Source organism: Marinobacter sp. SS8-8 (genome assembly GCF_030540945.1).
Lineage (GTDB): Bacteria > Pseudomonadota > Gammaproteobacteria > Pseudomonadales > Oleiphilaceae > Marinobacter.
Genome location: NZ_JASSVN010000002.1, coordinates 276,858 through 302,142 on the forward strand (window position 1 = coordinate 276,858; position 25,285 = coordinate 302,142).

Below are 25,285 nucleotides of genomic sequence, written 5' to 3' on the forward strand. Positions count from 1 at the left end.
GCAAAGGAGGACAGTATGTCATTCAGCACACTTCCGAAGATCGGCATGGGAACCTTCCGGCTCAGGGGCAACGAAGCCCGGGACGCCGTAAAAAGCGCCCTGTCCCTGGGCTACCGCCATATTGATACCGCCCAGATGTACGGCAACGAGGCGGAAGTGGGCGATGGCATCACTTCCAGCGGTATTCCGCGCCGCGAGATTTTTGTCACCACCAAGATCTGGCATGACCAGCTGCACGCCAGCGACCTGATCAACAGCCTGCACGACAGTCTCGCGCGGCTGAAAACCGACCATGCCGACCTGGCGCTTATTCACTGGCCATCACCGGGCGATGAAGTACCGATGAAAGAGTATCTTGGCGCCCTCAGGGATGCCCAGCGGGAAGGTCTGGCGGAGCATATCGGCATTTCCAACTTCACCTGCGCCCAGATGGACGAGGCGAAAGAGATTCTCGGCGACGCCGCCATCTTTACCAACCAGGTGGAAGTCCACCCCTTCCTGGCCAACCGTAAGGTTGTGGAGCATGCGCAAAAGCTCGGCATTACTGTGACCGGCTACATGCCATTAGCCGTCGGCAAGGTCATGGAAGACGAAACCCTGCAACGTATTGCCGGCGAACGAAACCTGACCCCGGCCCAAATAGTGATTGCCTGGGTGGCATCCAGAGGCGTTGTGCCCATTCCATCATCCACACGCCCGGCGCACCAGAAAGCTAACCTGGAGGCGTTGAACATTGAGTTGAGTGACGAGGAAATTCGGGCCATTGATGCCCTGGACCGCAACGAGCGTATCGCTAATCCAGGTTTTGCTCCGGCCTGGGACTGAGCCAGAATCCGGCGCCAAGCAGCAACAGCGCAGCCAAAGGAGTGACGAGCAACCACCAGGTTTGCAGTACCCAGAAGATGGCTGCGCTGAACAGACTCCACAGCACCGTCACAGGCAGGTAAAACCAACGCCAGGGCCCGGTCATCAGTGCAACAACGAGGGCACCGGCCGCTGCGGTAGTGCCGGGAGCGACGCCAAACAGCGCGACCGCCTGCCACTGGCCAGACTCCGCCACGACCCACCATGGCAAACCACACACCGCAATCAGCCAGAGAACGACGAACCGGTCAGAAGGTAGCCTGTAGCCATGAACGCCACCGAAAAACATCGCGGCGGCAAGCAGCCCCCCCTGGGCGACAAAGGCCCAGCCAAACCACGCTGCTGGCCAGTAAATGGGGCCGAAATAGCCCACCAGAAATCCGTAACCACTGGCTGCCCAGGCCACCGCCATGAGCCCGACAGCCAAACGCCGCGCCTCCTGTCTCGGTCTGAAAAGCAGCACAGGAATGCCAATAGCGACAACCACCGCCAGCACTTGCCAGGGCCAGAGATCCTGGTTGATCCGGACAAACAGCCGCAGAAAAACCTGCGGCCCGAACATCACGAAATCCTGCAGCGAATAGCTCAGCCAGTCTGCACCACTCACAGCGACCTCACGTAATCCACCATCCGCTGGCGCAGATCGGCATCAGGCAATTTGCCATACAGCGCCCCCATGTTTTCCTTCATGTGCCCGACCTTACTGGTCGCCGGAATGGCACAGGTCACCGCTGGGTGGGAAATGATGTACTTGAGGAAAAACTCCGCCCAGTTGCCAACACCGGCCTCCCCGGCCCAATCGGGCAAAGGCTCCGACTGGAATCGACGAAACAGCGAACCGCCCCGGAACGGCCGGTTAACGATCACCCCGATTCCCCGCTCCTCGGCCAGCGGCAGCAACCGGTCCTCAACCTCCCGATCCAGAACGTTATAAGTCAGCTGCACAAAATCCAGCGGTTCCCGCTCCATAATCCGCGCAAACTCCCGATGCCGGCGACCGTGGGACGTGGTGATTCCGATGTACCGAACCTTTCCCTCCGCCTTCATCTGCTTCAGGGTTTCAAGATGCCCCTGCCAACCCAGCAGGTTGTGCACCTGCAACAGGTCGAATCGATCAATACCCCAGCGCCTGCTCGAACGGGCCGCCTCCTGCCGGGTTTCCGATTCATCGCCGGTCCAGATCTTGGTCGCTGCGAAAATCCGGTCATGGGCGTCCAGAGCATCCAACGCTTCACCCATAACATCCGCTGCGCTGCCGTACATCGGCGAGCCATCGACAACCGTGCCGCCGAGTTCGAAAAAGGTTTTGAGAACTTCAGTGCGTTGCGCGACCAGTTGCTCGTCGCCACCAACGTTGAAGGTGATCCAGGTGCCCATACCAATCGCAGGGATGGATTCGTCCGTGCCGGGAATCCGGCGCATGATGGGAGATGAAGATGGCGCTTTCGAAGCGTTTGCGAACAGCAACGGAGATGTCAAAGCGAGCCCGGCAAGACCCGCACTGATGAGGAATTGTCGTCTACTGAACCAGTCAGTCATGTCTCCGCTCCCGCCGCAAAGAATTTCCGCGCGAATAGCACAGGGTGCCTAAGCGTGGGCGGGTCATCCCTTTGACAGACCGTGGAGGGCCAGGGATGGCCCGACCGAGCCTACATGGAAGTATTTACGGCGTGTCTGGCAAAGGGATGACCCGCCCATGCGACCACTCCAGAGCTGACAGTCTTCGACGCAGCTCAGTTCCCGTAGTGGGCGTCCAGATATTTCAGAATGCGGGCAGACTCGAACAGGCCTTCCCCGGTGTTGGGATCTTCAAGATAAGGCACCTGAACCCGCTTGTGTACCTGGAAAAACGCATCCCGCTTGCCACCGGGAATCGGCGTATAGGGCCCCGGCTTGATGCGTTGCTTCGCCGGCCCGATCTCCGTCCAGTGCTCCTTGCCCAGGTTGTGCAGGGTATAGGGAATTTCCAGTTCACACAGCCGCTCACGCACCAGACGCGAAAACGGGCTGCCCTCAAAGCTCCAAAGGTGCAGTGGTTGCTCCGGTCGCTTCCCGGGGCTGACCCGAAGCCCCCTCATGGCGCTGGCTACAGAGGCCACCGAGCCCACAACCGGTTGCCAGACCCGGCCACGGTAGTAGGTCGGCACCGGCTGGCCGGCATACTGCCGGAACAGATACTCGATGATGTCCTCAGACTCATACATCACCGTGCCCGTATTCTGGTCCGCCAGCAACGGAAACTGTTGCCGGCCTCCCAGCGCTTCCGCCTGGGCCCGGAATACCGAGCCGCCTTTCGGGCAAGGCCGGATGTCGACATCCAGATTCAAGGCAGTCAGAACTTCACGGACACGGCGGCAGTAGGGGCAGCCCTCCATGTCGTACAGCGTGATCGGCTTTTCCGGCTGAGGCACGTTTTTTACCACCAGGCACCCGCGCCAGGCGGTCAGCGAAGACGTGGCAACCGAGCCCAGCACATGGACATTGTGAGACAGCATATTTGACATAAACAAACCTTCTGTTGGAGACCACGCCATTATCACGCAATCTGACGATTTTCCATTGGCTCCCGGGCGACTTCCCGGAGCTTATTAATTTTTATTAACCTAACCCCATGATTCACAAGGGCGCTTACATGGCGTCACAAAAGTTCAATACAAACAACGACACTACTGCTATTTTTTAACGTCATGTAGAGCTTTTCTGCATAGTACAACCGGCCAGGATGGGCTATTGTTGGTTTATAAGAACTCATTGGATGGCGATCATGGTAGCCGCGGGTATGAGACGCTCTGGAAGTACGGAAAAAATGTGTCCTGAATTCAGACGCTCTGTGCTGGCGTCCATGGCAGCCTGTGTCTTGGCGGCGACGCCTGCCGCTATGGCCTCGGGAAACGATGATGCCGATTTCTCCGGCAATCGTCTCTGGGCGAGCCAACTCAAGGATTATGCAGTCCAGTCCCTGCACAATGAAGACGCCATGAGCATGGCCGCCATTCCGCTGAACGGCCCTGGCATCAATCAGTACATCAATGCCGATACGCTCATGAGCCCGGGTTCCATCATGAAACTGGTGACAACCTTCGCGGCGCTGGAAATCCTGGGCCCCAATCACCACTGGGATACGGATTTCCTGACTGACGGCGTCATGGTGGGCGACACCCTCCAAGGCAATCTTTATGTCCGCTTTGGCGGCGACCCCAAACTCACTATCGAACGGCTCTGGACAACACTGGGCGAGCTACGCAGCATGGGGATCATCAGGATCGATGGAAACCTGATTCTGGATGGCACCTACTTTGAAGTGGATGGCGGCTTTCCGTCCTTTGAAGACAACGGCGACAATCGCCACGCACCCTTCCTGGTGGAACCTTCTGCCTACCTGACAAACCTGAACCTGATGCACTTCCAGGTGCGTGCCGATGAACGTGGCACCCAGGCCTGGAGTACGCCTTCACTCGGCGAAGTCCTCATCGACAACCGAGTGGTTGCCATGGAGGAAGGGCCCTGCCCATCGCGAAGAAGTTTCGAGTGGGAGCCCATTATTCATGAAGACCATCGGGTGACTGTCCGGGTGACCGGCGAACTGCCCCAGGGCTGCCGGACCGCCACCTACCTGTCATTGTTGCCCCATGAACAGTACAGCGCCTCATTGATTCGTTCGTTGCTGGCTGACCTGGGGGTCGTAGTTTCCGGCAGCAACCTCAATGGCGTTACACCGGAAGATGCACGGCTGGTGATGAAAACCACCTCGCCTGACCTGGTGACCATGGTGAGGGATATCAACAAATGGAGCAGCAACGTCATGGCACGTCAACTGCTGCTCACCATTGGCGCCGAAAACCGCATGGAAGATGAAAACGATGACCGCGTTGCCGGCATTCGGGTAGTCTATGACTGGCTGGAAGGCAAAGGCATTAATACCGCAGGCATGGTGATCGACAATGGTGCCGGGCTCACCCGGCACGGCCGCATCACCGCCCGCCAGGGCGCCCAGATACTGCAACACGCCTGGAACAGCGCCTACTCGGCAGACCTGATGGCTTCCATGCCCATTATTGCCATGGACGGAACCATGGTGCACCGGCTTCGCAATACCGGCATGGATGGCGAAGGACGAATCAAAACCGGGTATCTCGAAAACGTAAGATCCATTGCCGGCTTTACCCGCGACGCCAACAACACCACCTGGGCGGTGGTAGGTATGGTCAATAACGACCCGGCCTGGAACGGCCAGGCGGTGCTGGACCGGATTCTGTACTCACTGCACTTCAGACCGCCAACGGGAACAGCAATTTCACACGCGGCTTCGGGCGCTTCGAAAACCAGCATTCAATAAAATCCGCTCCATCAGTCGTCATTATCTCTGGCAATGGCTGTGTAGATGCCATTGCCCTAGGGATCCACTTCAGCTGGAGCAATGGCCGAACTTCCTCCCGCATCCGTTAATTCTGCCCCTGAATCATTTGAGCAACTAAAGATGCAGATGAGTGAAGGAGGGGTCAGATGAAAGCTTTCATCTGACCCCGGTGCTACGCTAGACCGTCAGGTAGCCGCCGTCCGCATTGATGCAGGCACCGGTGGTGTAGCTTGAGGCATCAGAAACCAGATACAGCACCGTACCCGCCATTTCATTCGGGTCGGCTACCCGCTTCATGGGGATGTGGGCCATGGCCTGTTTCTTGATGGCCTCGTTCGTTGTCAGGGCGCTGGCAAACCTGGTATCGGTGAGACCCGGCAACAGCGCGTTAACGCGGATCTTTTGCTGTCCCAGTTCCATGGCAAAGGATTTGGTCATGGAAATCACGGCCGCCTTGGTCACTGAGTAAATGCCCTGGAAGTGCCCCGGGTTCACACCGTTCACCGAGGCCACGTTCACGATGGAGCCGCCACCGGCTTTCTTCATCATCTGGGCACCACGGGCACACATGAAAAAGTAGCCCCGGATATTCACATCCACGGTCTTATTGAACGCACCGAGGTCGGTGTCCTCCACAGGCCCGAAATAGGGATTCGCCGCCGCATTGTTAACCAGGATGTCCAGCTTGCCATGGGTCTGCTCGATATGGCCCCAGATGCTTTCGATCTGATCCATTTCACCGATATGGCAGGCGTGGGCTTCGGCGCTGCCGCCAGCATCCCGGATGCTGGCGGCGACCGCTTCGCAGCCGTCAATCTTCCGGCTGCTAACGATCACGTGGGCACCATAATCAGCCAGGGTGCGAGCGATATTCTCGCCGATGCCACGACTGGCGCCGGTAATCAGGGCAACCTTGCCCGTCAGGTCAAACAGGTTCTTGCTGCTCATTCGTTCACCTCGATTCACTATCGGAATGTCACCAGGGCGGGGTTGTCCGCTTCCAGGTGACTGTAGTTGTTAAACACGGCCAGGCTGCGCCGGGGGCCTGAGTACAGGACCCGCGTGGTGCTGGTGTTGGCGATTACCTCGTTCAGCCCCAGCGCTTTGGCATCGTCCAGCCCGAGCAGGTGCTGGGCAATTACCGAAATCGGACCAGCAGAGGTTGCCACCAGCACATCGCCGCCATCGGCGTAATCGATCATCTCCTCGAATGCGACCAGAACCCGTGCCTTGAAATCCGGCCAGATCTCGCCATACTCATGGTCGAATTCGCCGGATACCCAGCGGCGCACTGCCTGCACGAAGGCCTCCTGGAAGGCTCTGGCCGGCTTCGGGAAGGCCTTGAGATCCCTCGCCATCACCGCACGGTCACTCCATTCCGGGCGGTAACGGGCCACTACCGTGATGTGGTCGAATTCGTTGAAACCCGGTACCACCTGCATATCCGGCAACCCGGGACCGTATCCCGTCGCGATGGCCTCGACCGTTTCACGATGTCGTTCCAGATCGCCACCAAAAACCGCCACAGGCTCGACCTTTCCGGCAAACCAGCGGCCAAGCACCCGGCCCTGTTCCCAGCCTGTGGCAGACAGCTGGTCGTAGTTCTCTTTCCCGAAACTGGCCTGGCCGTGGCGCACCAGATAGATCGTTGCCATTACAGGGAGCGCTCCGCGATCAGTCGCTGGCAGCGGGTCTCCAGATAATTGGCGGCATGGCCAAAGGCCGCAAACCGCTTGTCCCGGGTCTGGCCATGATAGAAACGGTAGTAAATTTGCTGGATGATCACCGCCAGGCGGAACAGGCCATAGATCTCGTAAAAATCGAAGTTATCGGCTTTGAAACCGGACTGCTCCATGTAGTAATCCACCACTTCCCGGCGGGTCAGCATACCCGGGCGATGGGTCGGCTGCCGGCGCAGCATCTGGAACGGGCCCTCATCGTCCGCCTCGACCCAATAGGCCAGGCTGTTTCCCAGGTCCATCAACGGGTCGCCGATGGTGGCCATTTCCCAGTCCAGGACGCCAATCACTTCAAACGGGTTGTCCGGGTTCAGCACCACGTTGTCAAAGCGAAAATCGTTGTGGATCACCACCTGGGCAATGTCCTCCGGCATCTTGTCGTTGAGCCAGCTCATCACCGCCTCAAAATCACCCACATCCTCCGTGCGGGCCTTGCGGAAGCGATCACTCCAGCCGCCGATCTGCCGCTGTACGTAACCTGCCCCCCTGCCCAGCTTGTCCAGGCCCGCCGCCCCGGCATCCACCCGATGCAGGTCCACCAGCTTGTCAATCACGTTCAGGCAGAGCTTGCGGGTGTCCGCCTCACTGAGCTCAAAACCCTTCGGAAAATCCTGGCGCAGGATGATGCCCTTCAGGCGTTCCATCACATAGAAATCGCAACCCAGAACGTCGTGATCATCACAGATGGCGATGATGTCGGGCACGTAAGGATAGACCGGCTTCAGAGCCTGCATCACCTTCGCCTCACGCAGCATATCGTGGGCCGATTTGGCGATCTTGCCGAACGGGGGCCGACGGAGAACGTAGGAATGGTCGCCGTAATCCACCTGGTAGGTCAGGTTAGAGGCACCGCCTGGGTACTGGCGAATGTCCGGCTCGCCTGCGAGCTCAGGAATGGCCTGTTTCATGAACCGGTCTACGGCGGCTATATCCAGCTCTTCGCCTTCACGGATATCCATCGCCTCATCAATCTGGGTCATTCAGGGCTCTCCTCTTGTTCATGTGTTGGGTTCAGGCCTTGGCCTTACCGCCCATCTTGCTCATCCAGCGCTTGCTTTCCTGATGCATCAGCCAGTCAAATGCCCATGGCGCATGGCGTTTGAGCATCCACATGCGGCGCTCTTTGGCGTGGGGCAGCACCCAGAAGCTCTTGTCTTGCACTGACCTTACAACGTCCTCAGCCACATCCCCAGCGGTAATACTGGAACGCTTCATCAGTTTGTTCACATTTTGCTGAATTCCGGGAAGGTCCGAGCGCATGCTGCTGGCCAGATTGGTCTGGAAAAACGCCGGGCAGACACAGCTTACATGGATGCCGTCGTCCCGCAGCTCCTGGCTCAGGGTCTCAGACAGCGCAATAACCCCGGCCTTGGAAACGTTGTAGCTATCCATCAGCGGTGCCAGCATCAGGCCCGCCATGGAGGCGATATTCACAAATGTGCCGGAACCCTGCTTCTTGAACTGGGGCGTGAACGCCTTGCAGCCACGAACGACACCCAGCACGTTAATATTGAGAATCCACTCCCAGTCCGCCATGGCGGTATCTTCGATGGAACCGGCAGACGCCACACCGGCGTTGTTCACCACCACATCAACGCCACCCCATTTCTTCACGAGATCATCGCGGACCTTTTCGAAATCGGTCAGGCGTCGAACATCGCACTCGACGTAGTAGCCCTCGCCTCCGGCTGCGGTAATCTCTTTCTCAACGCCAACCCCCTGCTCCGGGTTAATGTCGCCGATGCAGACTCTGGCGCCTTCTTTGGCGTACCGCAATGCAATCGCCCGACCGAGACCGCTGGCTCCGCCGGTTATGAATACTCGTTGTGTCATGCGTGGTTCTCTCCGTTTTAGTTCGCGCTAGCTTTATGTCACGTTCGGTGCAAGAGCTGCTACCGGGTAGAGCTTTCCAAAACACGCTGTGAATACGTCCATGTAAGCTCTGCTCCGCCATCCATGGCTCCGCACAGTTTCAGAAACCTGTCCCCACCCGATCCCGGCACCAAATGTCGAATACTGATCAGGATTTGTACTTCCGGAGTTCCAACCGGGCCACCATGGCGCGATGCACCTCATCAGGCCCATCAGCCAAACGCAAAACACGAGCATAGGCGAACAATTGCGTCAGCGGAAAGTCGTCATCGCTGACACCGGCACCACCATGAACCTGAATGGCCTGATCAACAATGGTCTGCAGCATGGACGGAATCACCGCCTTGATCATCGAGACCTCCTGCAGCGCTCCCATGATGCCCTTGGTATCCAGCGCCCAGGCGCATTTCAGGGTCAGAAGGCGGGCCTGCTCGATGGCCATACGGGCATTGGCAATGATGTCCGGATTACCCCCCAGCTTGGCAATCGGGCGGCCGAAGGCTTCACGGCTGGTTGCACGCTTGATCAACAGTGCCAGTGCGCGTTCTGCCGCGCCGATGGCCCGCATGCAGTGGTGTACTCGGCCTGGCCCCAAGCGGCCCTGAGCAATCTCGAACCCACGACCGGGGCCGGCAATGAACGCACTCCTGGGCAGGCGAACATTATCAAACAGCACCTCACCATGGCCGTAGGGCTCATCGTACTCACCGAACACCGGCAGCATTCGTTCAATTTTTACCCCCGGGGTATCCAGCGGCACCAGCACCATGGAATGACGGCGGTGCTTGTGGGCGTCCGGATCCGTCAGGCCCATGAAAATGGCAACCTTGCAATCGGGATGGCCAATACCGGTGCTCCACCATTTACGTCCGTTCAGAACCACCTCGTCGCCTTCGACAACCGCGGTTGCTTCCATGTTGGTGGCATCAGACGAAGCAACGGCAGGCTCGGTCATGCAGAACGCCGAGCGGATCTCGCCGCTCAGCAACCGCGGCAGCCACTCGGCTTTCTGCTCTTCAGAGCCGTAGTGGATCAGCACCTCCATATTGCCGGTGTCCGGCGCGTTGCAGTTGAAGATCTCCGGCGCGATGAAACTGCGTCCGGTTTCCTCGGCAATCAGGGCGTAGTCCGAGTTCAGCAGGCCACAACCGTATTTCTCGTCCGGGAAAAACATGTTCCACAAGCCCTGGGCTTTGGCCTTTTCTTTCAGCTCCCGGATGATTGGCAGCACAACCCAGCGGTTATCCAGGGAAGCAAGCTCCTTGTGATACTGCTCTTCAACGGGAAAAATCTCATCTTCCATGAATTGTTTCACGCGGTTGAGATAATCCTGGCCCTTCTCGGAAATACTGAAATCCATCGCCGTATCCTCACTGACTGTTGCACGGTGGCGTGCAGGAAATAATCACCTTGGGACCAGTCTAGAGGCGACTTGACTATTACGCGACTGAATTATTCTTATCGTTTATTATTAGCCCCGCTTATTCAAACTCACACAAAAAACGGACCCTGACCATGGCCCTGAATCGCCTGGACCTGAACCTGTTGCACGTTTTCGACACCATCTACCGGGAGGGTAGCCTGACCCGCGCCGCCCGGGCGCTGCACCTGACCCAGCCGGCCGTGAGCCACTCGCTGTCCCGGCTCCGGGACCACTTTGATGACCCGCTGTTTACCCGTCAGGGCAATCAGATGGTCCCCACTCCGCTGGCCAGGCGGTTCCTGGAGTCCATGCGGCCGGGCCTGACCCAGATCCAGGGCGCGGTAAACCAGTTTCATGCCTTTGATCCGGCAACCCATCGCAAGACTTATTCGCTCGGGTTACGGGACATTCTCGAATCCACCTTCCTGCCCCGGTTGATGAAACGCCTGGACGCCTATCCGGAACTCGAGATCGTCAGCCAGCGGATCGCGCGACGCGATATGGAGACACAACTGGCGGCCGGCAAACTGGATTTTGCCGTGGATGTGTTGTTGCCGGTCAGCAACCAGACTTCCCACGAGTTGCTGCGCCGTGACCGCCTGGTGGTTCTCGCCCGTAAAGGACACCCGCTGGCGTCGGAGACTCTGGATATGGACGGGTATCTCTCCGCGAAACACGTGCTGGTGTCGTCACGTACCGAGGGCCCCGGAATTGAGGACTTTGAGCTGTCGAGGCTGGGGGTCCAGCGCAGTATCCGGCTAAGGTGCCAGCACTACTACGCCGCTTGCCGGGTTGTTGAGGACACCGATCTGCTGCTGACCATGCCGGAAGCTTACGCCCGCATCATTGCTGAGCGGGCCAACATCCGGATCATGGACCCGCCCGCAGACCTGCCGTCTATCGACGTGCATATATACTGGCATAAAGCCTATGAGAGAGAGCCGGCGTTGATCTGGTTCCGGGAGCAGTTGAAAGCCATCAGCTGAAGGCTAATAGGCACCAACCAGCATCAGAAACGCGAAAAATCCCACAGCCGTGATGCCCAGGGAGGCTATAACAATTCCGAGCCCCCACCAGACTGCCGCGCCATCGGATATTTCAACACCATGACCCCGAAGGGTGCGGTAGAAGGCCCAGGGGCCCAAGACAAACGCACCAACCACCGCAAAAACAAGCCCTACGCTGATACCGGCAAAGGTCCAGGTAGCCAGAACCATGGCCCGGTCCTTCACCTGGTCCGTCACGCCATGGTGCTCCAGAAATTTCTTGCAGAAAAACCAGATCAGGGCGAACAGGATGATGACAAAAACCAGCCCGCCAACAATGGTGATCATTCGGTAGAGCAAAGGGGTCGATCCTGTCAGTTTACAAAGGACTCACACCGGAAACTCCGGCTCCACAATGACCTGTTTGTTAGGCTCCTAGTGAATATTACGCATCAAGGCCATTTCAACCAGCTTAAGAAAGTCCACGGGGGCTCCTTCAACTCCTGACCTTCAAATCTGGCGATAATGTGGCGTCAACAAGACGTATTTTCAATCCACTATAGCCTCGATCCCTCGCCTGGTAAAACCACTTTTGATTAAAGCGTGTGAAACGCTGGCATCCCCTGCTGACATGACTAAACTGGGGTTTGTCGTTTTTACGTGTCTGCCCTCAAAAGGAGTTCTCCGAATGGCCCAACCTACCCGTATCGCAGTAACCCCGGGCGACGGCATTGGCCCCGAAGTTGTCGCTGAGGCTGTACGCTGCCTGGAAACCCTGCGCGCCAGGCACAGCCTTGCCATTGAGTGGACGCGATTCCCCTGGCCCTCCCATGCCTGGCATGAGGAACACGGAGAACCCATGCCGCAGGACGCGCTGAAACAGTTGCAGGAATACGATGCCATTTTGCTGGGTGCCCTGGGCGACCCGGGCCCGATGGATGATCCGGACCGCTACCTGCTGCCCGACAGTATCTCCCTGGCGCCGCTGCTGGATATGCGCAAGGGCTTTGACCAATGGGTCTGCGAGCGTCCCGCGAGGCTGCTGCCCGGTGCCCGTCAGTATCTGGCCGATGAACGCGCCAGGGACATCGACATGCTGGTGATCCGGGAAAACTCCGAGGGGGAATACGTCAGCCAGGGTGGCCGCTTGCGCAAGGGCACTCCCGATGAAGTGGCGACCCAGATGGAGGTATTTACCCGCAAGGCCACCGACCGGATCATCCGGTATGGCTTTGAACAGGCCCGCAGCCGGGCCGCAGACCGGGTGAACGAAGGCCGGACCCGGACTTTCCGCACGCTGGATGGCCGCACCTGCGAAAGCCAGGTATGCCTGGTCACCAAGCGGAATGCCCTGCGCTATTGGGGCGACATGTATACGGAAGCCTTTGAAGAGATCAGCAGGGAATACCCGGATGTGGCGCCCCACCATGAGCTGGTGGATGCGGCCTGTATGAAATTTGTGCAGAGCCCCTGGGCTTTTGATGTGGTGGTTGCCAGCAACCTGCAGGGCGACATTCTTACCGACCTGGCCGCCGTGCTTTCAGGTGGCATGGGCGTGGCGCCCTCGTGCAACCTGAACCCCACCGCCCCGGACATGCCCTCCATGTTCGAGCCCACGCACGGCAGTGCGCCGGACATTGCCGGCCAGGGCCTGGCAGACCCCACCGCCATGCTGTTCACCACTGCCCGCATGCTTGAATGGCTCGGTCGCAAAGACCCGGCAATTGCTGCCGCAGGCAAGGAGTTGTTCGATGCGGTTGCAGCAGATCTCGCAGAGAACTCCGGAACACGGCGGGGCACCCGTGAGATAGGGGCGGCGATCTGCAGGCGCCTGTCTGCGTGAAACTGTCTTCCCGATCAGGAAATCTGCCTTTTTGTGGTCAGGTCCGAGCGCCTGGCCACGCATTTACTCGTCTGCCATAACAAACTCAAGCCGGCCCGGCGCCACCCGCACATCCACGGGCATCATGCCAAACATTCGCTGGGCAAGATTGGCCTCGTCAAGCCGATACACCGGCATGGTCTCCAGCATCTGGGCGACAAGCCGCATCACCGTGTCGGTAACCGGCTTCAGGTCACCCTTGAAAAATGGCGAATCAATGCTGCTTTCCAGCAACTGCAGCCGCCTGATGAAGATCGCCTTTTCCGTACTGTCGTAAACCGGGGCACCTTCCACCTTCAGGGCAATATCCACCGGTAACTTCGCCATCAGTGCATTCAGAGCCACCTGCCCTCGCACATTGATCACCGCTACGTCCCGGCCATCCGGCCCCAGGGTAATGTCGGCGTCGTCCAGGCTCAGGCTCAGTGGCGAACCGCTGCTCAATTGCTGGCGGTCAAACTCGCTGACCACGTCCTGAAGGTGCCTCTCCAGCTCGCCTTCGGAAATGGAGTAGGGGGACATGCTGGCGCAGCCGCTTGTCAGTGCCAGCGCCAGAATCAGAAGGGCCCAGAGACCATTCAGAGGAGTTCTATTCATTTTCAGCCCAGGCCCCGACATGGGGAGTCAGATTGTCGTCAAAAGCCACGCGCAACAGGATAGGCCGGCAGCAGACCTGGCAGTCCTCGACATACTCCTGTTCAGGCACCGATGGATCGACGCTGATATCCAGCGTCTCCCAGCAATACGGGCACTGAATCAATACCGAGTCCAGGGCTGACATGGCATCACCTCAGAAGTGTTGCTTGGCCATCCATGGGATGACTCGATCAAAGGCCGCTTCCAGCTTCTCACAGGTGGTTGAGAAACTGATCCGCACGGCGTTGGTACATCCTTCCCCGAAGGCATCACCCGGCACCACGCACACGCCGGTTTCCTTCAGCATCCGCAGGGCCAGGTCCGAACCATCCACATGGGGTGGCAACTCAGGAAACGCAAAGAAGGCGCCGCCGGGTCTGTAGCCGGTCATATAGGGAGTCTGGTCAATGAGCTCAACCACTTTATCCCGGCGCTCGCGGTAGATATCCACCATGTCCCGCACACACTGCTGGTCACCGGTCAGCGCGGCCACCCCCGCGAACTGGGACGGCGTGTTGGCCACCGAGGTGGTAAACATGTGATACCGCCGCAATGACTTGATGGCCGCCTGGCTGGAAATCACCCAGCCGACCCGCAGCCCCGCCATGCTGTAGGTTTTCGAGAAGCTGCTGATGCACATGATGTTGTCCAGGTCCATCGAGCAGTTGAGTACGCTGGCAAAGTCGTCATCATCAAAGATCAGGTGGTCGTAGACTTCATCGGCATAAACCTGAATGCCCCGGTAGGCGCACTCTTCAAGAATGGTTTCCACGGTGCTGCGTGGATAAACGGCACCGGTCGGGTTATTGGGGTTGTTCAGGATGAGCGCGAAGGTGCGTGAACCCATGGCACGGATGACTTCGTCCGGGTCCAACTGGTGATTGTTCTCCGCCCGGGTTGGCACAAACTTCACCTCGCCGCCGTTCATCCGGATCAGAGGGGCGTAGAGCAGGAACGACGGGTCCGTTACGATAAACTGCCTGCCCGGCGCGGAGGTCGCGGAAATCGCCAGATACATGGCCTCGGTGGCACCACTGGTAATCAGGATATTGTCCCGGGTCAGCTTCCGGTTGTAGCGCTTGCCATAGTAGTCGCGAAGCGCTACCAGCAGCTCCGGCAGCCCGGCATCCATGGTATAGCCGGTCTGGCCTGCGTTCAGGGCATCAATGTAGGCATCGATAATATGCTTGGGTGTCGGCAGGTCCGGCTGACCAATGGAAAGATGAATCACATCCTTCATGGTGGCCGCCATGTTCACCATACGCCGGATACCCGGCACCGGGATTGCCTGCATGGCAGGATTCCAACTGGCCTTGGTTTTCCGGTACTTCACTCTACGCGGTTTGGTCTGGCCGGTTTCTTTGTTGGCGGCTTCTGCCATAAGCACCTCCTGCAAACGGGGCAAATAAAATCCACCCCTGCAGGTTAGTCAGTATGGCGGGGCTCTACAAGACAAAACGTCACAAAGATGAGGTACGTGAATGTAGGTGAAAATACCTCCATCACCGCCGCCAAAGGCAAACCTGTTGCCCCGCAAGTTGACCGGGCAGGACCTGCCGACCAGACTGTCATTACCCCCAAGGGCGATCACCCGTTACACATCGTCATTCATCACAAAAAGCGGAGGCTCAATGACTCAGCACAGCAAACCTGTTGTTACCGTTCTCACCGCGCCGGGAGAACAGGAACCGCCGGGAATGGACGCACTCAGGGCCCGCGCGAATGTGCGCTTCGCCTGCGATGAGCCAACCCTTCGCGAGACGCTTCCGGGCACCGACATCATGATGGTGACGGACTTCCGCACCGAAGCCCTGGCCGCCGCCTGGCACACAGCCGACAAGCTAAAATGGATCCATGCCACCAGTGCCGGCGTTGACGCCCTGATGTTCCCGGACCTGATCAAGGATGATGTAACCGTCACCAATGCCCGCGGCATTTTCGACCGCACCATTGCCGAGTACGTGCTCTGCACCATCCTGATGTTCGCCAAGGATTTTCCGAACTCGATTCGACTACAGATGAAACACCAGTGGGAGCATCGAGATACAGAACGCGCAGAGGGCAAGCAGGTTCTGGTTGTTGGCGCAGGCTCCATCGGCCGCCAGATCGGCCGCCTGGTAGGCGCCGCAGGATTGAAGGCCCACGGCATTGCCCGCAAGCCCAGAAAGGACGATCCCGATTTCGTGGCGGTGCACGGCAATGACGATCTGTACGAACAACTGGGGCACGCGGACTTTGTGGTGATCGCCGCCCCTCTGACACCCCAGACCGAAGGCCTGTTTGACGAGAAAGCCTTCAAGGCCATGAAAAAATCCGCCCGCTTGATCAACATCGGCCGCGGCCCGATCATCAAAACCGATGATCTGATCACGGCCCTCAAAAATGGCGAGATTGCCGGCGCCGGACTGGATGTCTTCGAGGAAGAACCACTGGCGGAAGATCACCCGCTCTGGGACATGGAAAACGTCACCATGACAGCCCACATGGCCGGCGACTTCATCGGCTGGAAACGGGCGTTGACCGACCAGTTCCTGGAGAACTTCGACCGCTGGCACAAAGGCGAGGAGTTGTTCAACCTGGTGGATAAGGAACTGGGGTACGCCGGGAGCAGGTAGCTGACGTATCGCTGAATCCGGAGCCGGGGCGACCTCCTGGCTCCCCCGAGATATGTTCAACCATAGGTCGGATCAGCCAAAGGCGTAATCCGACAAACCTGATTTTCATACAGTTGCTCTCAGGATACCGCTCTACTAAACCGCGGTAACCTCCGCCACCGATACCGCAACTTTGTAGTCTACGTCGCCTAAAGCTGCGAAATGCGCCTCGCCACAAAGAATCTTCAGATTCTCCTCCAGCCGGCGCTTATCGCTGTCGTGAGTCGTCTTGGTTTCCCGGATCAGATACACCTTGCGATCTTCGTCCAGCACCACAGCCCAATCAGGATTATAGTCGCCCACCGGGGTGGGAATAGTAAACCAGCGGGGTAGTTTGCAGAAAAATTTGACGTTCCCGGCACCGTCCAGCGACTGGGCAGTCATGCGCTCGATATGAGAATCACACTCGATGTAATCATAAGGCGTCTGGACCTGGTCGCCCTGATTGCCATGTTGCACCTGATAGGAACGGTCCAGGTAAGCTTCCAGTTCCGGCTCGTTGAATAGATCCATTTTGTAGTGTTCGCCGGCCAGTTTTTCGTAGCGGATACCATCCACCAGTAATTCATCCAGTGCTTTCTGGATCTGCCGCGCGGCCTCGGTGATAAAGCCTTGAGGATTGCCTTTGAACTCGCCCAGCCGTTGGCTGTTCCGGATGATCGTCAGCAACGTGCCCCGGGTCAGGTGCGTGCGCTCCTGCAAGGCACCAATCAAGTCTGGCAAAACCTGGTGGGAGCTGACATACCGTTCCTTGGGGGTGGAAATCTGCCGATCACTGCCAAAGCCGGCATCGGTCAGTTTTGCCTGGGTATGATCAATCGTAAGCGTCACCGGCTTGACCACGGGCATGTTCTGGAGCTTGTGGCTGGCCAGGTCGATCAGTTGCTGAGTATCAAACCGGATGGCGTACCGGGTTTTCTGGCTGATCTTGTCCCAAAGTGCCTTGAAATCCGGGTTTAGTTCCACCCGTTTGTTGTAGGTAACAGCTGTGCGCTTGCGGGCATCCTGCACCCGGCCTGCAAACATAAAGCTGCGCAGTCGGTCGATAATCTCGTTTTCCAACAGCTGGTATTCCTTCGGCACTTGAAGCTGGAAGTACATGTCGTCCGGCTGGAAACGAGCTGTGAGGTCACCTTTAGCATCCAGGTAGCCCTCTGCCTTCAGGGCCTGCCAAAGATGGCGGGACTTTTCCTGGCCCAGGGTTTCGGTGTCATTGACCGCCAGCGGTGCAAAGGCGATGGCGGGTACGCGGCCAAACTTGAAGCCACCGCCGATATCCTTTTCCATTTCCGTTTGCAGGTTTTTGGCATACTCCTCGAAGGATTCGCTGGCGACCACGGTCAGGCGGTTGACCTGAGGGTCAAATACCCGGTCGCCGTTGGCATCCACCGACAAACGGAGACCACGGCCCAGGGTCTGTCGCCGCTCCTTTTCACTGCCGAATTCACGCAGGGTACAGATCTGGAACACGTTGGGATTGTCCCAGCCCTCTTTCAAAGCCGAATGACTGAAAATAAAACGAAGCGGCTCAGTATCATCAAGCAAACGCTCCTTGTTTTTCATGATCAGTTCGTAGACTTCCGCGTCGCTTGCGGTGGTGCCGCTGGTGTCTTTCAGCTCCACCACCTTGCCCCGCTTCTTCACCTCGGCGAAATAGCCATCATGTACCTGCTCCACCTGCCGTTTGGGCAAGTCGCTGAATAATGGGCTGGCAGCCAGTTCTTTGTAGGCATCTTCAAACCAGCGGGCCAGCTTGCCATTTTGCCGGTTCCCGTTTCCATCTCCACCGAAAAATTGGGGAACGGGTAATCGTCCCCGTCCTCGAACAGGCCCGGGGATTTCTCGATGAAATTCTGCTCCTGCACCCGGTGGAGGTTATCCAGCAGCTTGTCCGGATCGAGCGCCAGGGTGTTGGCGATGCCCAGCTTGCGGTATGGCTCGCCGGCGGTGGAAAGGCCTTCGAACACAGACAGGGTGGATTCGATGGCGTCCTGCTGGTAATCCAGATTGGGGTTGAACTTCAGTTTCAATGAACAGCTCCGGCTTCCTCGGCTGGGGTCAGGTATTGCATCAAATCACCACGGCGGAAAGTGGCAGAGAGTTGTTGCAGGGAAATCTCCCTTTCGCCATACAAGGCTGCCAGCGCCTCGGCAATCTGATCCTGGGCACGATGCTGGAATTCGTCAAACCGGCGATTCAGACAGGCCAGCAACGCCTGATAGTTCTGGTGGCTGACTTCGGCCAGAGCAACGCCCTCAGCTTCCAGCAGATAATCCCCCACCAGCATGGCCTTGTAATGAGAGGCATAAGGCAGGAATACCGGAGGTTGGTCCTGCTCCGGGCGTTTGCGTTCGTTTTCCACCATACGGAAAATCAGTGCGGCCAGGATCGCTTGTGCGGAATTGAGGTTGTCGAAGACTTCCTCGTACAGCTTTCCGAAAAGCTCCTTGCGGCGAAACTTGGCCTGAAAAGGCTTGCGGCGCCAAACCGCCAGCACCGCTTCGGCCACCACGGAGCTGGTCAACTCGTCACTTTTTACCGAGGTATCGTCCCGCTTGCGGCGATAGCTGAAGCCCAGATCCTTCATACCGAGCTCCAGCCGGCGCTGTTGCTCGTCGTTGGCGCGCAGGTCTCTCAGGTCTACCGGATTCTGGCTGTTGGTGGCGTAGGTAATGTCCTGCACAAACTCTTTATCATCTTCCGCAAGTTCGTAAAGCCGCAGCAGCACGTAAGTCTCCGAAAAGTCCCTTAACAGGTCGGGGTCGTTGAGGGTCTGCTGGATGGTTTTGCAGGTTTGCCCACCATTGATGATCTGAATGCCTTCCAGCTTGAGCTGGTAGTCCCGCCCTTGCAGGGCATTGTGGCGGAACTTCCGGCAGATCATGGTGATTCCGTTGTTGAAGAAGTAGAAATTCTTGCGCCGGTTATCGTCCACCAGGGTATCGTGAATGGCCGTGTTCACCCGGTTACGGTTCATGCCAAGATAGCGGCGAATGTTGCGCTCCAGCAACTGGTCACCATGGCGATTGAACAGGTCGGCAATGTCCTGAATCGCCACCTTGCCAATGAGCACTCGACGATAGTTGAAGTCTTCAATCACGGCTTCACCGCGCAGTGGCAGGGAATCGTCCACCGACTTCTGGTTCTGCAACACCCTCACGATGTCGTTGTGATTCAGGTGCACCCAGTTAACCTGCGAGTCTGAAAAACCTGCGGCTTCGATCAGTTTCTGAGCGCTATCGTTCCATCGGTCTCCATTGTTGCAGAGAACCATCTTCACCACAGGAATATACCCATCCCGAATCAGGGAACGCACTTCTTCTATCCGGGGCTTCAGTCGGTCGTTCATATCCAGCACCTTGGCTGGGTCAAACAGGGTGCCAATCGTCTGAATGGCTGCCTTCACACCGTTCTCAGGGAAATGGGCCGCGCCACTCAGGTCTTTATGTTTGTACTTGCCCTGAAACAAGGTGACCTGAAACTCGCCATCTTCCACATCGCCCACATAGAGCACATCCACGCCTGCATCGCCACCACCTTCGGTGAGGTACTCCGCTGCCTCTTCCAGAGGAATACCCAGAGCCGTGGCGGCGCTAAGCAACACAAAGGCGGCGGACTTTTTTTTCTGCGGGTCTTTACCCGGTGGCAACAGATCGCTGTTGGCATCGACGATGCCATCCAGTCTCTGGTCGATGATGCTTGCGTTAATGTCCATGGGCGCTCCTGTATCCTGCAATGCGAATCAAACCGTTTTGAAATCGATCTGGTCGATTTTTTCCTTGCCCTGGTTAAAGGCCTCGAAGGTTTTCACGGCGTTGGTCTTGAGCTGGTTGATGTCATCGACGTAGGCTTCTACTCCGTATACTGCGCTAAGCAGTCGAATCAGGTCTGGCTTTGACAGTCTGACGGCTCGATCTTCCAGTGTCATGGGCGGTAAGGCTCCTTCTTCGCCGGATAAATAGTGAGTTGAAGTTCTTCTCCGGCCATCTTGTATTCCGGCCGCATGCCAGACAGTTTTTCCGATTCATTGAGGATAACCGGCACCCCCTCCCCCCGTTTATCCATCATCCGCGAGCGGTTAATGGTAGGGTGTTCGTAGGGGCAGCGGGCCAGCAGGCTGGTGATCAGCTGATTACGGGAGGCCTGCCGGGCCATGAGTTCATCCACTTCCATGGTATTGACCAGGGCGCCGGGGGAGCATAGCACCAGGCGGTCGGCGAACATATGCAGGCGGATGTGGGCACCGTAGATGTCGTAGTCCCGGTGGGCGACGGCGTTGACCAGCGCTTCGAAGATGGCGGTCAGGCTGTACTGGGGAATGTCTTCCCGGCCCAGCAGCTTACGGGCCGCCACACGCTGGTTTTTTTCGACAAAGGCCAGGGCGCCGCTGATCTGCTGATCCAGCGGGCCGTTATAGTCCATGGCATCAATTTGCTGGTCAGCATCCCGTTCTTCACCTGAATAGCAGACTGCCTGTATGTAGGCATTGGGGAGCCAGTTGACCGGGCTCGGTGTGCCTAACAGCACCCCGGAAACACTCAGCCTTTCATTACCCTCATCATCCTCCACCAGCATACGGAGTTTGCGAAGCTGGGTTCGTTCCGGCTGGCCTTCTTCGCGTAGAAACTTGCGGTAAAGGCTTGGGTCCAGATCTTCGTAGCCACTACCAGGTACGGGGCGCTCGTCCAGCCAGATCAGCCGGGACTGGCTGCGCTGCATCATGAGTCTGGCCAGGTAGTCCTGTTTCATGGGCTGCTTGGACTCGGCCACACGATGGAAATAGCGCCCGTTGCTGCTGTGAACGAACAGGCTTTTTTCGATATCCACGTGCAGCACGTTTTTCATGTCGCCGTGTTCGTCCGGGAGTTCCAACAGCCGGGTGGCAATGGGCAGCGGCGGTTCTACGTTGTCGGTAGCGGCGTCTTTGACTCGTTTCTGTACCGCCTCAAGCAACTCTGTGGGGATGCCGGTGATCGCCCGGGTTCTGTCATCCACACCCAGAATCAGGTAGCCACCTTTCTGGTTGGCGAAGGCGACCATTTCGTCGGCCAGATCTTTCTGGTCCGGCCCTTTGATTTTGTTGCCCCGGATTTCAACGCGCTTGAACTCATAACCGGAGTCTTCGCCCAGGCGAATCTGGTACAACAGATCTTTAACCAGTTTTTCTCTGTCCATGATGATCTCTGGCCTGTATCAGTGAGTGAGTGTCCAGCGGGCGGAAAACAACTCTTTGATCTCGCAAGTCAGTTCCAGCTTTTCGCTCACTTCATCCAACAGGCGATCTTCCTCTTGCTCAATGGCTTTTTTGGATTGGTGGTATTCTGCCAGAGCGTCATCACGCTTGCGTTCCAGTTTGCGAAGCTCTTTTTTAGCCTGGATTTTATCGGCCGTGGAGGCCAGTTGGCGCGCCTCTTTCTTATACAGTCGAATCTGTTCATCCAGTTCATCGACCGTGGCCATGAGTGCCTTACGGCGATCCTGAGCCCAGCGTTCGAGCTTTTCGGACTCCTGCTCCAGGTACTGGTCAAGCTCGGCCTCTGTTTCGGCTTCGGTTTCTTCGACAACCTGCGATTGCCAACTTGCAAAGAGCTCTGCCGGAATCACATCTGCGAGGGGCTCTTCGCGGGCGGGCACGGACATCAGATGGTCCGCATTCTCCAGTGTCAGTTTCTGGCCATCATCCGTTATAGCGAGCACAACCAGGCGGGTGTTTTTTGTTTTTCCCTTGTTGTAGGTAAACCGTATTTCGAAGGCAGTGAGAACACCCGACTGACCAATGTACTCCTTGAGTGCCGCATACTGGCCATGGAGCTGGTCATAGTAAAACACCAGGTGCGCAGGCTCCGGTTCGCGGGCCCTGGCCCTGTGTACCAGATCCCACGCCAAATAATGCTCAGTGGCCTGCAAACGGAAAAACTCCGAGTCGTTTTGTTCCGCGAGAGGCCAGCTCAAGTCATAACGCTGCCCCCTCAGGTAGAAGTGGTTGGTATTGAACTCAGCTTCTGGCAATTCAGCTCGGGCGAGATCCAGGAGCACTTGCTCGTATTCCTGCAGGAAGTCGTTGCTCTGATCACGGCGGGTTTTAAGGGTTGATACCACATCCCGGTCGAAGTTGTTCAGCAAAGCTTCCCGTGCAGCCGTCTCCCTGGTCGCCAGCGTTTCCCCCAGGGCTTTCTGGAGCTGGTCGAACTCGTACTCGATTTCCTGATCGGTACGGCACTTCTGGTAGATTTCGTAAATGCGTCGTTCGATGTCAATGCTGCCTTCGATCGCGCCGAGCACTTCATCGGAAGCGCCGAACACGCCTTCAAATAGCTTGAGCTTTTCATCCAGAAGCTGGAATACCCGTCGGTCGGCCGGGTTCTTGCGGTTCACAAAATTGACCACCACCACATCGTTCTTCTGGCCATAGCGGTGGACCCTACCGATCCGCTGCTCCACCTTTTGGGGGTTCCAGGGCAGGTCATAGTTGATTAGCACGGAGCAAAACTGAAGGTTGATACCTTCACCACCGGCCTCTGTGGAGATCAAGATGTCGGCCTTGTCACTCCGGAACCGCTCCACCAGTGCGGCTTTCATATCAGCGGGCTTCGAGCCGCTGATTCGCGCAGAACCTTTGTGTTCTTCCAGCCATGCCTGATAGATGGCTTTGGAGCGAGCGTCGTTGTTGGAGCCGTTCAGCAGAACAGTTCTCCCCGCGTAGCCACTGCTCTCCAACAGCTCGTGGAGGTATTGCTGGGTTCGACAGGACTCGGTGAAGACAACCGCTTTGCGTTGCCCGCCCAGGCGCTCCGTCATAGTGAGGGCTTTTTCCAGCACAGTAAGCAAGGCCTGCCCCTTGGCGTTGCTGGTGATGCTGTTGGCGAGGTCTCGGAACTCGGTGAGTTGGGCAATCTCCCGGCTCAGCTTATCGGAAGGCGCTGCTGACTCAACGTTGTCATTTTCGCATGAAATTTCCTCGTCTTCAGACTCCGCCCAATCATCGATTTCCTCAATATCAGAAAGAACTTCTTCATCAAGCCGCTGCTTTTTTTCAAGCCGTTCAATCATGCCCTTGAGGGTATCAGCAACTGCAAAGGATGAAGACGCCAGAATTTTTCGTAAGCCCATACTCACCAAGTGGCGAGCACGAGGATTAATCGCTTCGTTATCAGAGCACTGAAGATAGTGAGAGAGTTTCTGGTAAAGCTCCCATTCTTCAGGCAACGGCGTGAAGTCCTGAGTGATGGAATAGCGATTGGTAAAGTTGATACCGCCTTCTTCCTGCACCTGTCGCCGCAGAGTCCTATGGCAAAGCGGGCGAATACGGCGCTTCAGGTCCTCAAGCGCCTTTTGGTCCCTTTGCCGATTCACGTATAACGCGCGAAAGGATTTTTCATCACCAAAGAAATGGGGATCAATAACCTGACTCAGGCCGTAGAGTTCCATCAGGTTATTCTGAATCGGAGTAGCTGATAGCAGGACACGGCTGTCCGCGAGTTCAGTGGCCTCGACGAGCGCTTTCGCCCGTTTGCTGCCGCTGGCCAGATAGAGGTTCCGTAATTTGTGGGCCTCGTCGAAAACAACAAGGTGCCAGCTTACCAAACGCACACCATCCTGCTGGCGAGCAGCAAACTCATACGAGCAGATAACGATCTGTCCGTTCTGGTCGAAGGGATTCGTTTTTCCTTCTTTTTTAAGGCTGGCAGCGACTTTGCCATCAATGATGATCGATGGCAGTTCAAACTTATCCCTGAGTTCCTGACTCCACTGTTTTCTCAATGAGGCTGGCACAATCAGGAGGATGTTCCGCTTACACTCTGCCCATTTCTGCGCCATCACCAGGCTGGCTTCAATGGTTTTACCCAAGCCCACTTCGTCTGCGAGCAGTACACCTTGCTCTAATGGCGATTTCAGGGCAAAACAGGCGGCATCAATCTGGTGTGGGTTCATATCCACACGGGCAGAGGCCATGGCCCGGAAGACCTGGTTTTCGATTTTGCCGGATTGTGTCAGCCAATGAGCAAAGTAGGTGCTTTGGTGAGGGGTGAACATCTCCGGTTTTCCTTATGAGCAGAACGCCAATATAGTTCCCAGACCAGACACTCTCAAGGGTTATCGCTCTTCAATCAATGAGTTCAGTAATGCTAAAAAGAAAACGGGAGCCCGAGGGCTCCCGTTTTCTATTCAGACCGAAAAGCCGGATCAGCTACCGGACAACGACTGATCCGAAGGATCAATTTCCATCTGCTGGATCGCGATCACCGCCTGAGTCCGGTTGCGGACCCCGAGCTTCCGGAATACCGCCGTGATATGCGCCTTGATGGTAGCCTCCGAAACATCCAGATCATAGGCGATCTGCTTGTTCAGAAGCCCCTCGGCGAGCATGCCAAGCACCCGGAACTGTTGCGGCGTCAGCGATGCCAGTTTTTCCGAAAAATCCGTGGCATCGGAATGCATTCGCTCGATCTTGTCCGCCACACCTGCCGGCAACCAGACATCCCCTTCCAGGACGGCCTGGATGGCTTCAGTGATGGTGGGCAGCGGCGCCGACTTCGGAATAAAGCCGGAAGCCCCGTAGTCAATCGAGCGGCGCATCACCTGCAATTCCTCGGAACCTGACACTACCACGACCGGCAGCCCCGGGTACTGCCCGCGCATGAACACGAGCCCCGAGAAGCCATGGGCACCCGGCATATTGAGATCCAGCAAAACCAGATCCGTGTCCGGGTGCGACTCTACCGCCGCCTGCAGCGCCTTGATGCTGTCGACTTCAACCGTCTCCGCATCCGGTACCGCCTGACTGACCGCCTGTTTCAATGCTGCACGAAACAGTGGGTGATCATCAGCGACGATAATTGTTTGTGCCATTCAACAGGTTCCTTGCAGGTAC

General features: G+C 57.2%; 24 protein-coding genes. 5 read left to right on the top strand and 19 right to left on the bottom strand.

The window, feature by feature from the left end; translation table 11 throughout:
• Positions 1-15: 15 nt before the first annotated feature.
• A complete protein-coding gene (gene dkgB / locus QPL96_RS03305) occupies positions 16-825 on the top strand; it encodes a 2,5-didehydrogluconate reductase DkgB (RefSeq protein WP_303285543.1) in 810 nt (269 codons plus the stop codon).
• Here dkgB and QPL96_RS03310 read toward each other — a convergent pair.
• From QPL96_RS03310 to QPL96_RS03320, 3 genes are all read right to left on the bottom strand, one after another.
• Positions 794-1,471: a DUF6064 family protein gene (locus QPL96_RS03310; protein ID WP_303285544.1), complete on the bottom strand. Its 678-nt coding sequence runs from the start codon at positions 1,469-1,471 to the stop codon at positions 794-796. The two genes, dkgB and QPL96_RS03310, sit on opposite strands and share 32 nt — an antisense overlap.
• Positions 1,468-2,403, bottom strand: a complete 936-nt coding sequence (locus QPL96_RS03315) for an aldo/keto reductase (protein WP_303285545.1) — start codon at positions 2,401-2,403, stop codon at positions 1,468-1,470. Before QPL96_RS03315 ends, QPL96_RS03310 begins: the two co-directional genes overlap by 4 nt.
• Positions 2,404-2,597: 194 nt before the next feature.
• On the bottom strand, positions 2,598-3,368 hold the full coding sequence (locus tag QPL96_RS03320) for a glutathione S-transferase N-terminal domain-containing protein (protein ID WP_303285546.1): 771 nt from the start codon (positions 3,366-3,368) through the stop codon (positions 2,598-2,600).
• Between the two features lie 374 nt (positions 3,369-3,742).
• Between QPL96_RS03320 and dacB the strand changes: the two genes are divergently transcribed.
• Positions 3,743-5,200, top strand: coding sequence for a D-alanyl-D-alanine carboxypeptidase/D-alanyl-D-alanine-endopeptidase (dacB, locus tag QPL96_RS03325; protein WP_303285680.1), 1,458 nt, complete (start codon positions 3,743-3,745; stop codon positions 5,198-5,200).
• 198 nt (positions 5,201-5,398) lie between these two features.
• Here the strand turns inward: dacB and QPL96_RS03330 are convergent, their stop codons facing one another.
• From QPL96_RS03330 to QPL96_RS03350, 5 genes are all read right to left on the bottom strand, one after another.
• Complete coding sequence (locus QPL96_RS03330) at positions 5,399-6,169, bottom strand: SDR family oxidoreductase (RefSeq protein ID WP_303285548.1); 771 nt, start codon at positions 6,167-6,169, stop codon at positions 5,399-5,401.
• Positions 6,170-6,186: 17 nt separating this feature from the next.
• Entirely contained in the window at positions 6,187-6,876 is a 690-nt protein-coding gene (locus QPL96_RS03335) for a histidine phosphatase family protein (RefSeq protein WP_303285550.1), read from the bottom strand.
• Positions 6,876-7,940 carry a phosphotransferase family protein gene (locus tag QPL96_RS03340; protein WP_303285551.1) on the bottom strand — a complete coding sequence of 355 codons (1,065 nt, stop codon included), beginning with the start codon at positions 7,938-7,940 and terminating at the stop codon, positions 6,876-6,878. Before QPL96_RS03340 ends, QPL96_RS03335 begins: the two co-directional genes overlap by 1 nt.
• A gap of 31 nt (positions 7,941-7,971) precedes the next feature.
• Entirely contained in the window at positions 7,972-8,793 is an 822-nt protein-coding gene (locus QPL96_RS03345; protein ID WP_303285553.1) for an SDR family oxidoreductase, read from the bottom strand.
• Positions 8,794-8,980: 187 nt separating this feature from the next.
• Entirely contained in the window at positions 8,981-10,192 is a 1,212-nt protein-coding gene (locus QPL96_RS03350) for an acyl-CoA dehydrogenase family protein (protein WP_303285554.1), read from the bottom strand.
• Between the two features lie 155 nt (positions 10,193-10,347).
• Here QPL96_RS03350 and QPL96_RS03355 point away from each other — a divergent pair, with 155 nt between their 5' ends.
• On the top strand, positions 10,348-11,241 hold the full coding sequence (locus tag QPL96_RS03355) for a LysR family transcriptional regulator (RefSeq protein WP_303285556.1): 894 nt from the start codon (positions 10,348-10,350) through the stop codon (positions 11,239-11,241).
• Positions 11,242-11,244: 3 nt separating this feature from the next.
• Here the strand turns inward: QPL96_RS03355 and QPL96_RS03360 are convergent, their stop codons facing one another.
• Complete coding sequence (locus QPL96_RS03360; protein ID WP_303285557.1) at positions 11,245-11,601, bottom strand: hypothetical protein; 357 nt, start codon at positions 11,599-11,601, stop codon at positions 11,245-11,247.
• A gap of 328 nt (positions 11,602-11,929) precedes the next feature.
• Between QPL96_RS03360 and QPL96_RS03365 the strand changes: the two genes are divergently transcribed.
• Positions 11,930-13,084, top strand: coding sequence for an isocitrate/isopropylmalate dehydrogenase family protein (locus QPL96_RS03365; RefSeq protein ID WP_303285559.1), 1,155 nt, complete (start codon positions 11,930-11,932; stop codon positions 13,082-13,084).
• Between the two features lie 63 nt (positions 13,085-13,147).
• Here the strand turns inward: QPL96_RS03365 and QPL96_RS03370 are convergent, their stop codons facing one another.
• The 3 genes from QPL96_RS03370 to QPL96_RS03380 are packed head-to-tail and all read right to left on the bottom strand — an operon-like array spanning position 13,148 to position 15,140.
• The gene (locus QPL96_RS03370; RefSeq protein ID WP_303285560.1) at positions 13,148-13,720 is read right to left on the bottom strand and encodes a DUF1439 domain-containing protein; all 573 of its coding nucleotides are present in this window, start codon (positions 13,718-13,720) and stop codon (positions 13,148-13,150) included.
• On the bottom strand, positions 13,713-13,904 hold the full coding sequence (locus QPL96_RS03375) for a CPXCG motif-containing cysteine-rich protein (protein ID WP_303285561.1): 192 nt from the start codon (positions 13,902-13,904) through the stop codon (positions 13,713-13,715). Before QPL96_RS03375 ends, QPL96_RS03370 begins: the two co-directional genes overlap by 8 nt.
• A 9-nt stretch (positions 13,905-13,913) precedes the next feature.
• Positions 13,914-15,140, bottom strand: a complete 1,227-nt coding sequence (locus QPL96_RS03380) for a pyridoxal phosphate-dependent aminotransferase (protein WP_303285563.1) — start codon at positions 15,138-15,140, stop codon at positions 13,914-13,916.
• A gap of 250 nt (positions 15,141-15,390) precedes the next feature.
• Here QPL96_RS03380 and QPL96_RS03385 point away from each other — a divergent pair, with 250 nt between their 5' ends.
• Complete coding sequence (locus QPL96_RS03385) at positions 15,391-16,374, top strand: D-2-hydroxyacid dehydrogenase (RefSeq protein ID WP_303285564.1); 984 nt, start codon at positions 15,391-15,393, stop codon at positions 16,372-16,374.
• 135 nt (positions 16,375-16,509) lie between these two features.
• Here QPL96_RS03385 and QPL96_RS03390 read toward each other — a convergent pair whose 3' ends face one another.
• The 7 genes from QPL96_RS03390 to QPL96_RS03420 form a co-directional block, all read right to left on the bottom strand.
• Positions 16,510-18,090 (bottom strand): hypothetical protein, encoded by a 1,581-nt coding sequence (locus QPL96_RS03390; protein ID WP_303285566.1) that lies wholly within the window; start codon positions 18,088-18,090, stop codon positions 16,510-16,512.
• Positions 18,054-18,443, bottom strand: a complete 390-nt coding sequence (locus QPL96_RS03395; protein ID WP_303285568.1) for a hypothetical protein — start codon at positions 18,441-18,443, stop codon at positions 18,054-18,056. The genes QPL96_RS03390 and QPL96_RS03395 overlap by 37 nt, the downstream gene beginning before the upstream one ends.
• Complete coding sequence (locus QPL96_RS03400; RefSeq protein ID WP_303285570.1) at positions 18,440-20,128, bottom strand: AIPR family protein; 1,689 nt, start codon at positions 20,126-20,128, stop codon at positions 18,440-18,442. Before QPL96_RS03400 ends, QPL96_RS03395 begins: the two co-directional genes overlap by 4 nt.
• Before the next feature lie 27 nt (positions 20,129-20,155).
• On the bottom strand, positions 20,156-20,341 hold the full coding sequence (locus tag QPL96_RS03405) for a hypothetical protein (RefSeq protein WP_303285571.1): 186 nt from the start codon (positions 20,339-20,341) through the stop codon (positions 20,156-20,158).
• Entirely contained in the window at positions 20,338-21,588 is a 1,251-nt protein-coding gene (locus QPL96_RS03410; RefSeq protein WP_303285572.1) for an ATP-binding protein, read from the bottom strand. Before QPL96_RS03410 ends, QPL96_RS03405 begins: the two co-directional genes overlap by 4 nt.
• Before the next feature lie 18 nt (positions 21,589-21,606).
• Positions 21,607-24,447 carry an SNF2-related protein gene (locus QPL96_RS03415; RefSeq protein ID WP_303285573.1) on the bottom strand — a complete coding sequence of 947 codons (2,841 nt, stop codon included), beginning with the start codon at positions 24,445-24,447 and terminating at the stop codon, positions 21,607-21,609.
• Positions 24,448-24,597: 150 nt separating this feature from the next.
• Positions 24,598-25,263, bottom strand: coding sequence for a response regulator transcription factor (locus QPL96_RS03420; RefSeq protein WP_303285574.1), 666 nt, complete (start codon positions 25,261-25,263; stop codon positions 24,598-24,600).
• Positions 25,264-25,285: the final 22 nt, after the last annotated feature.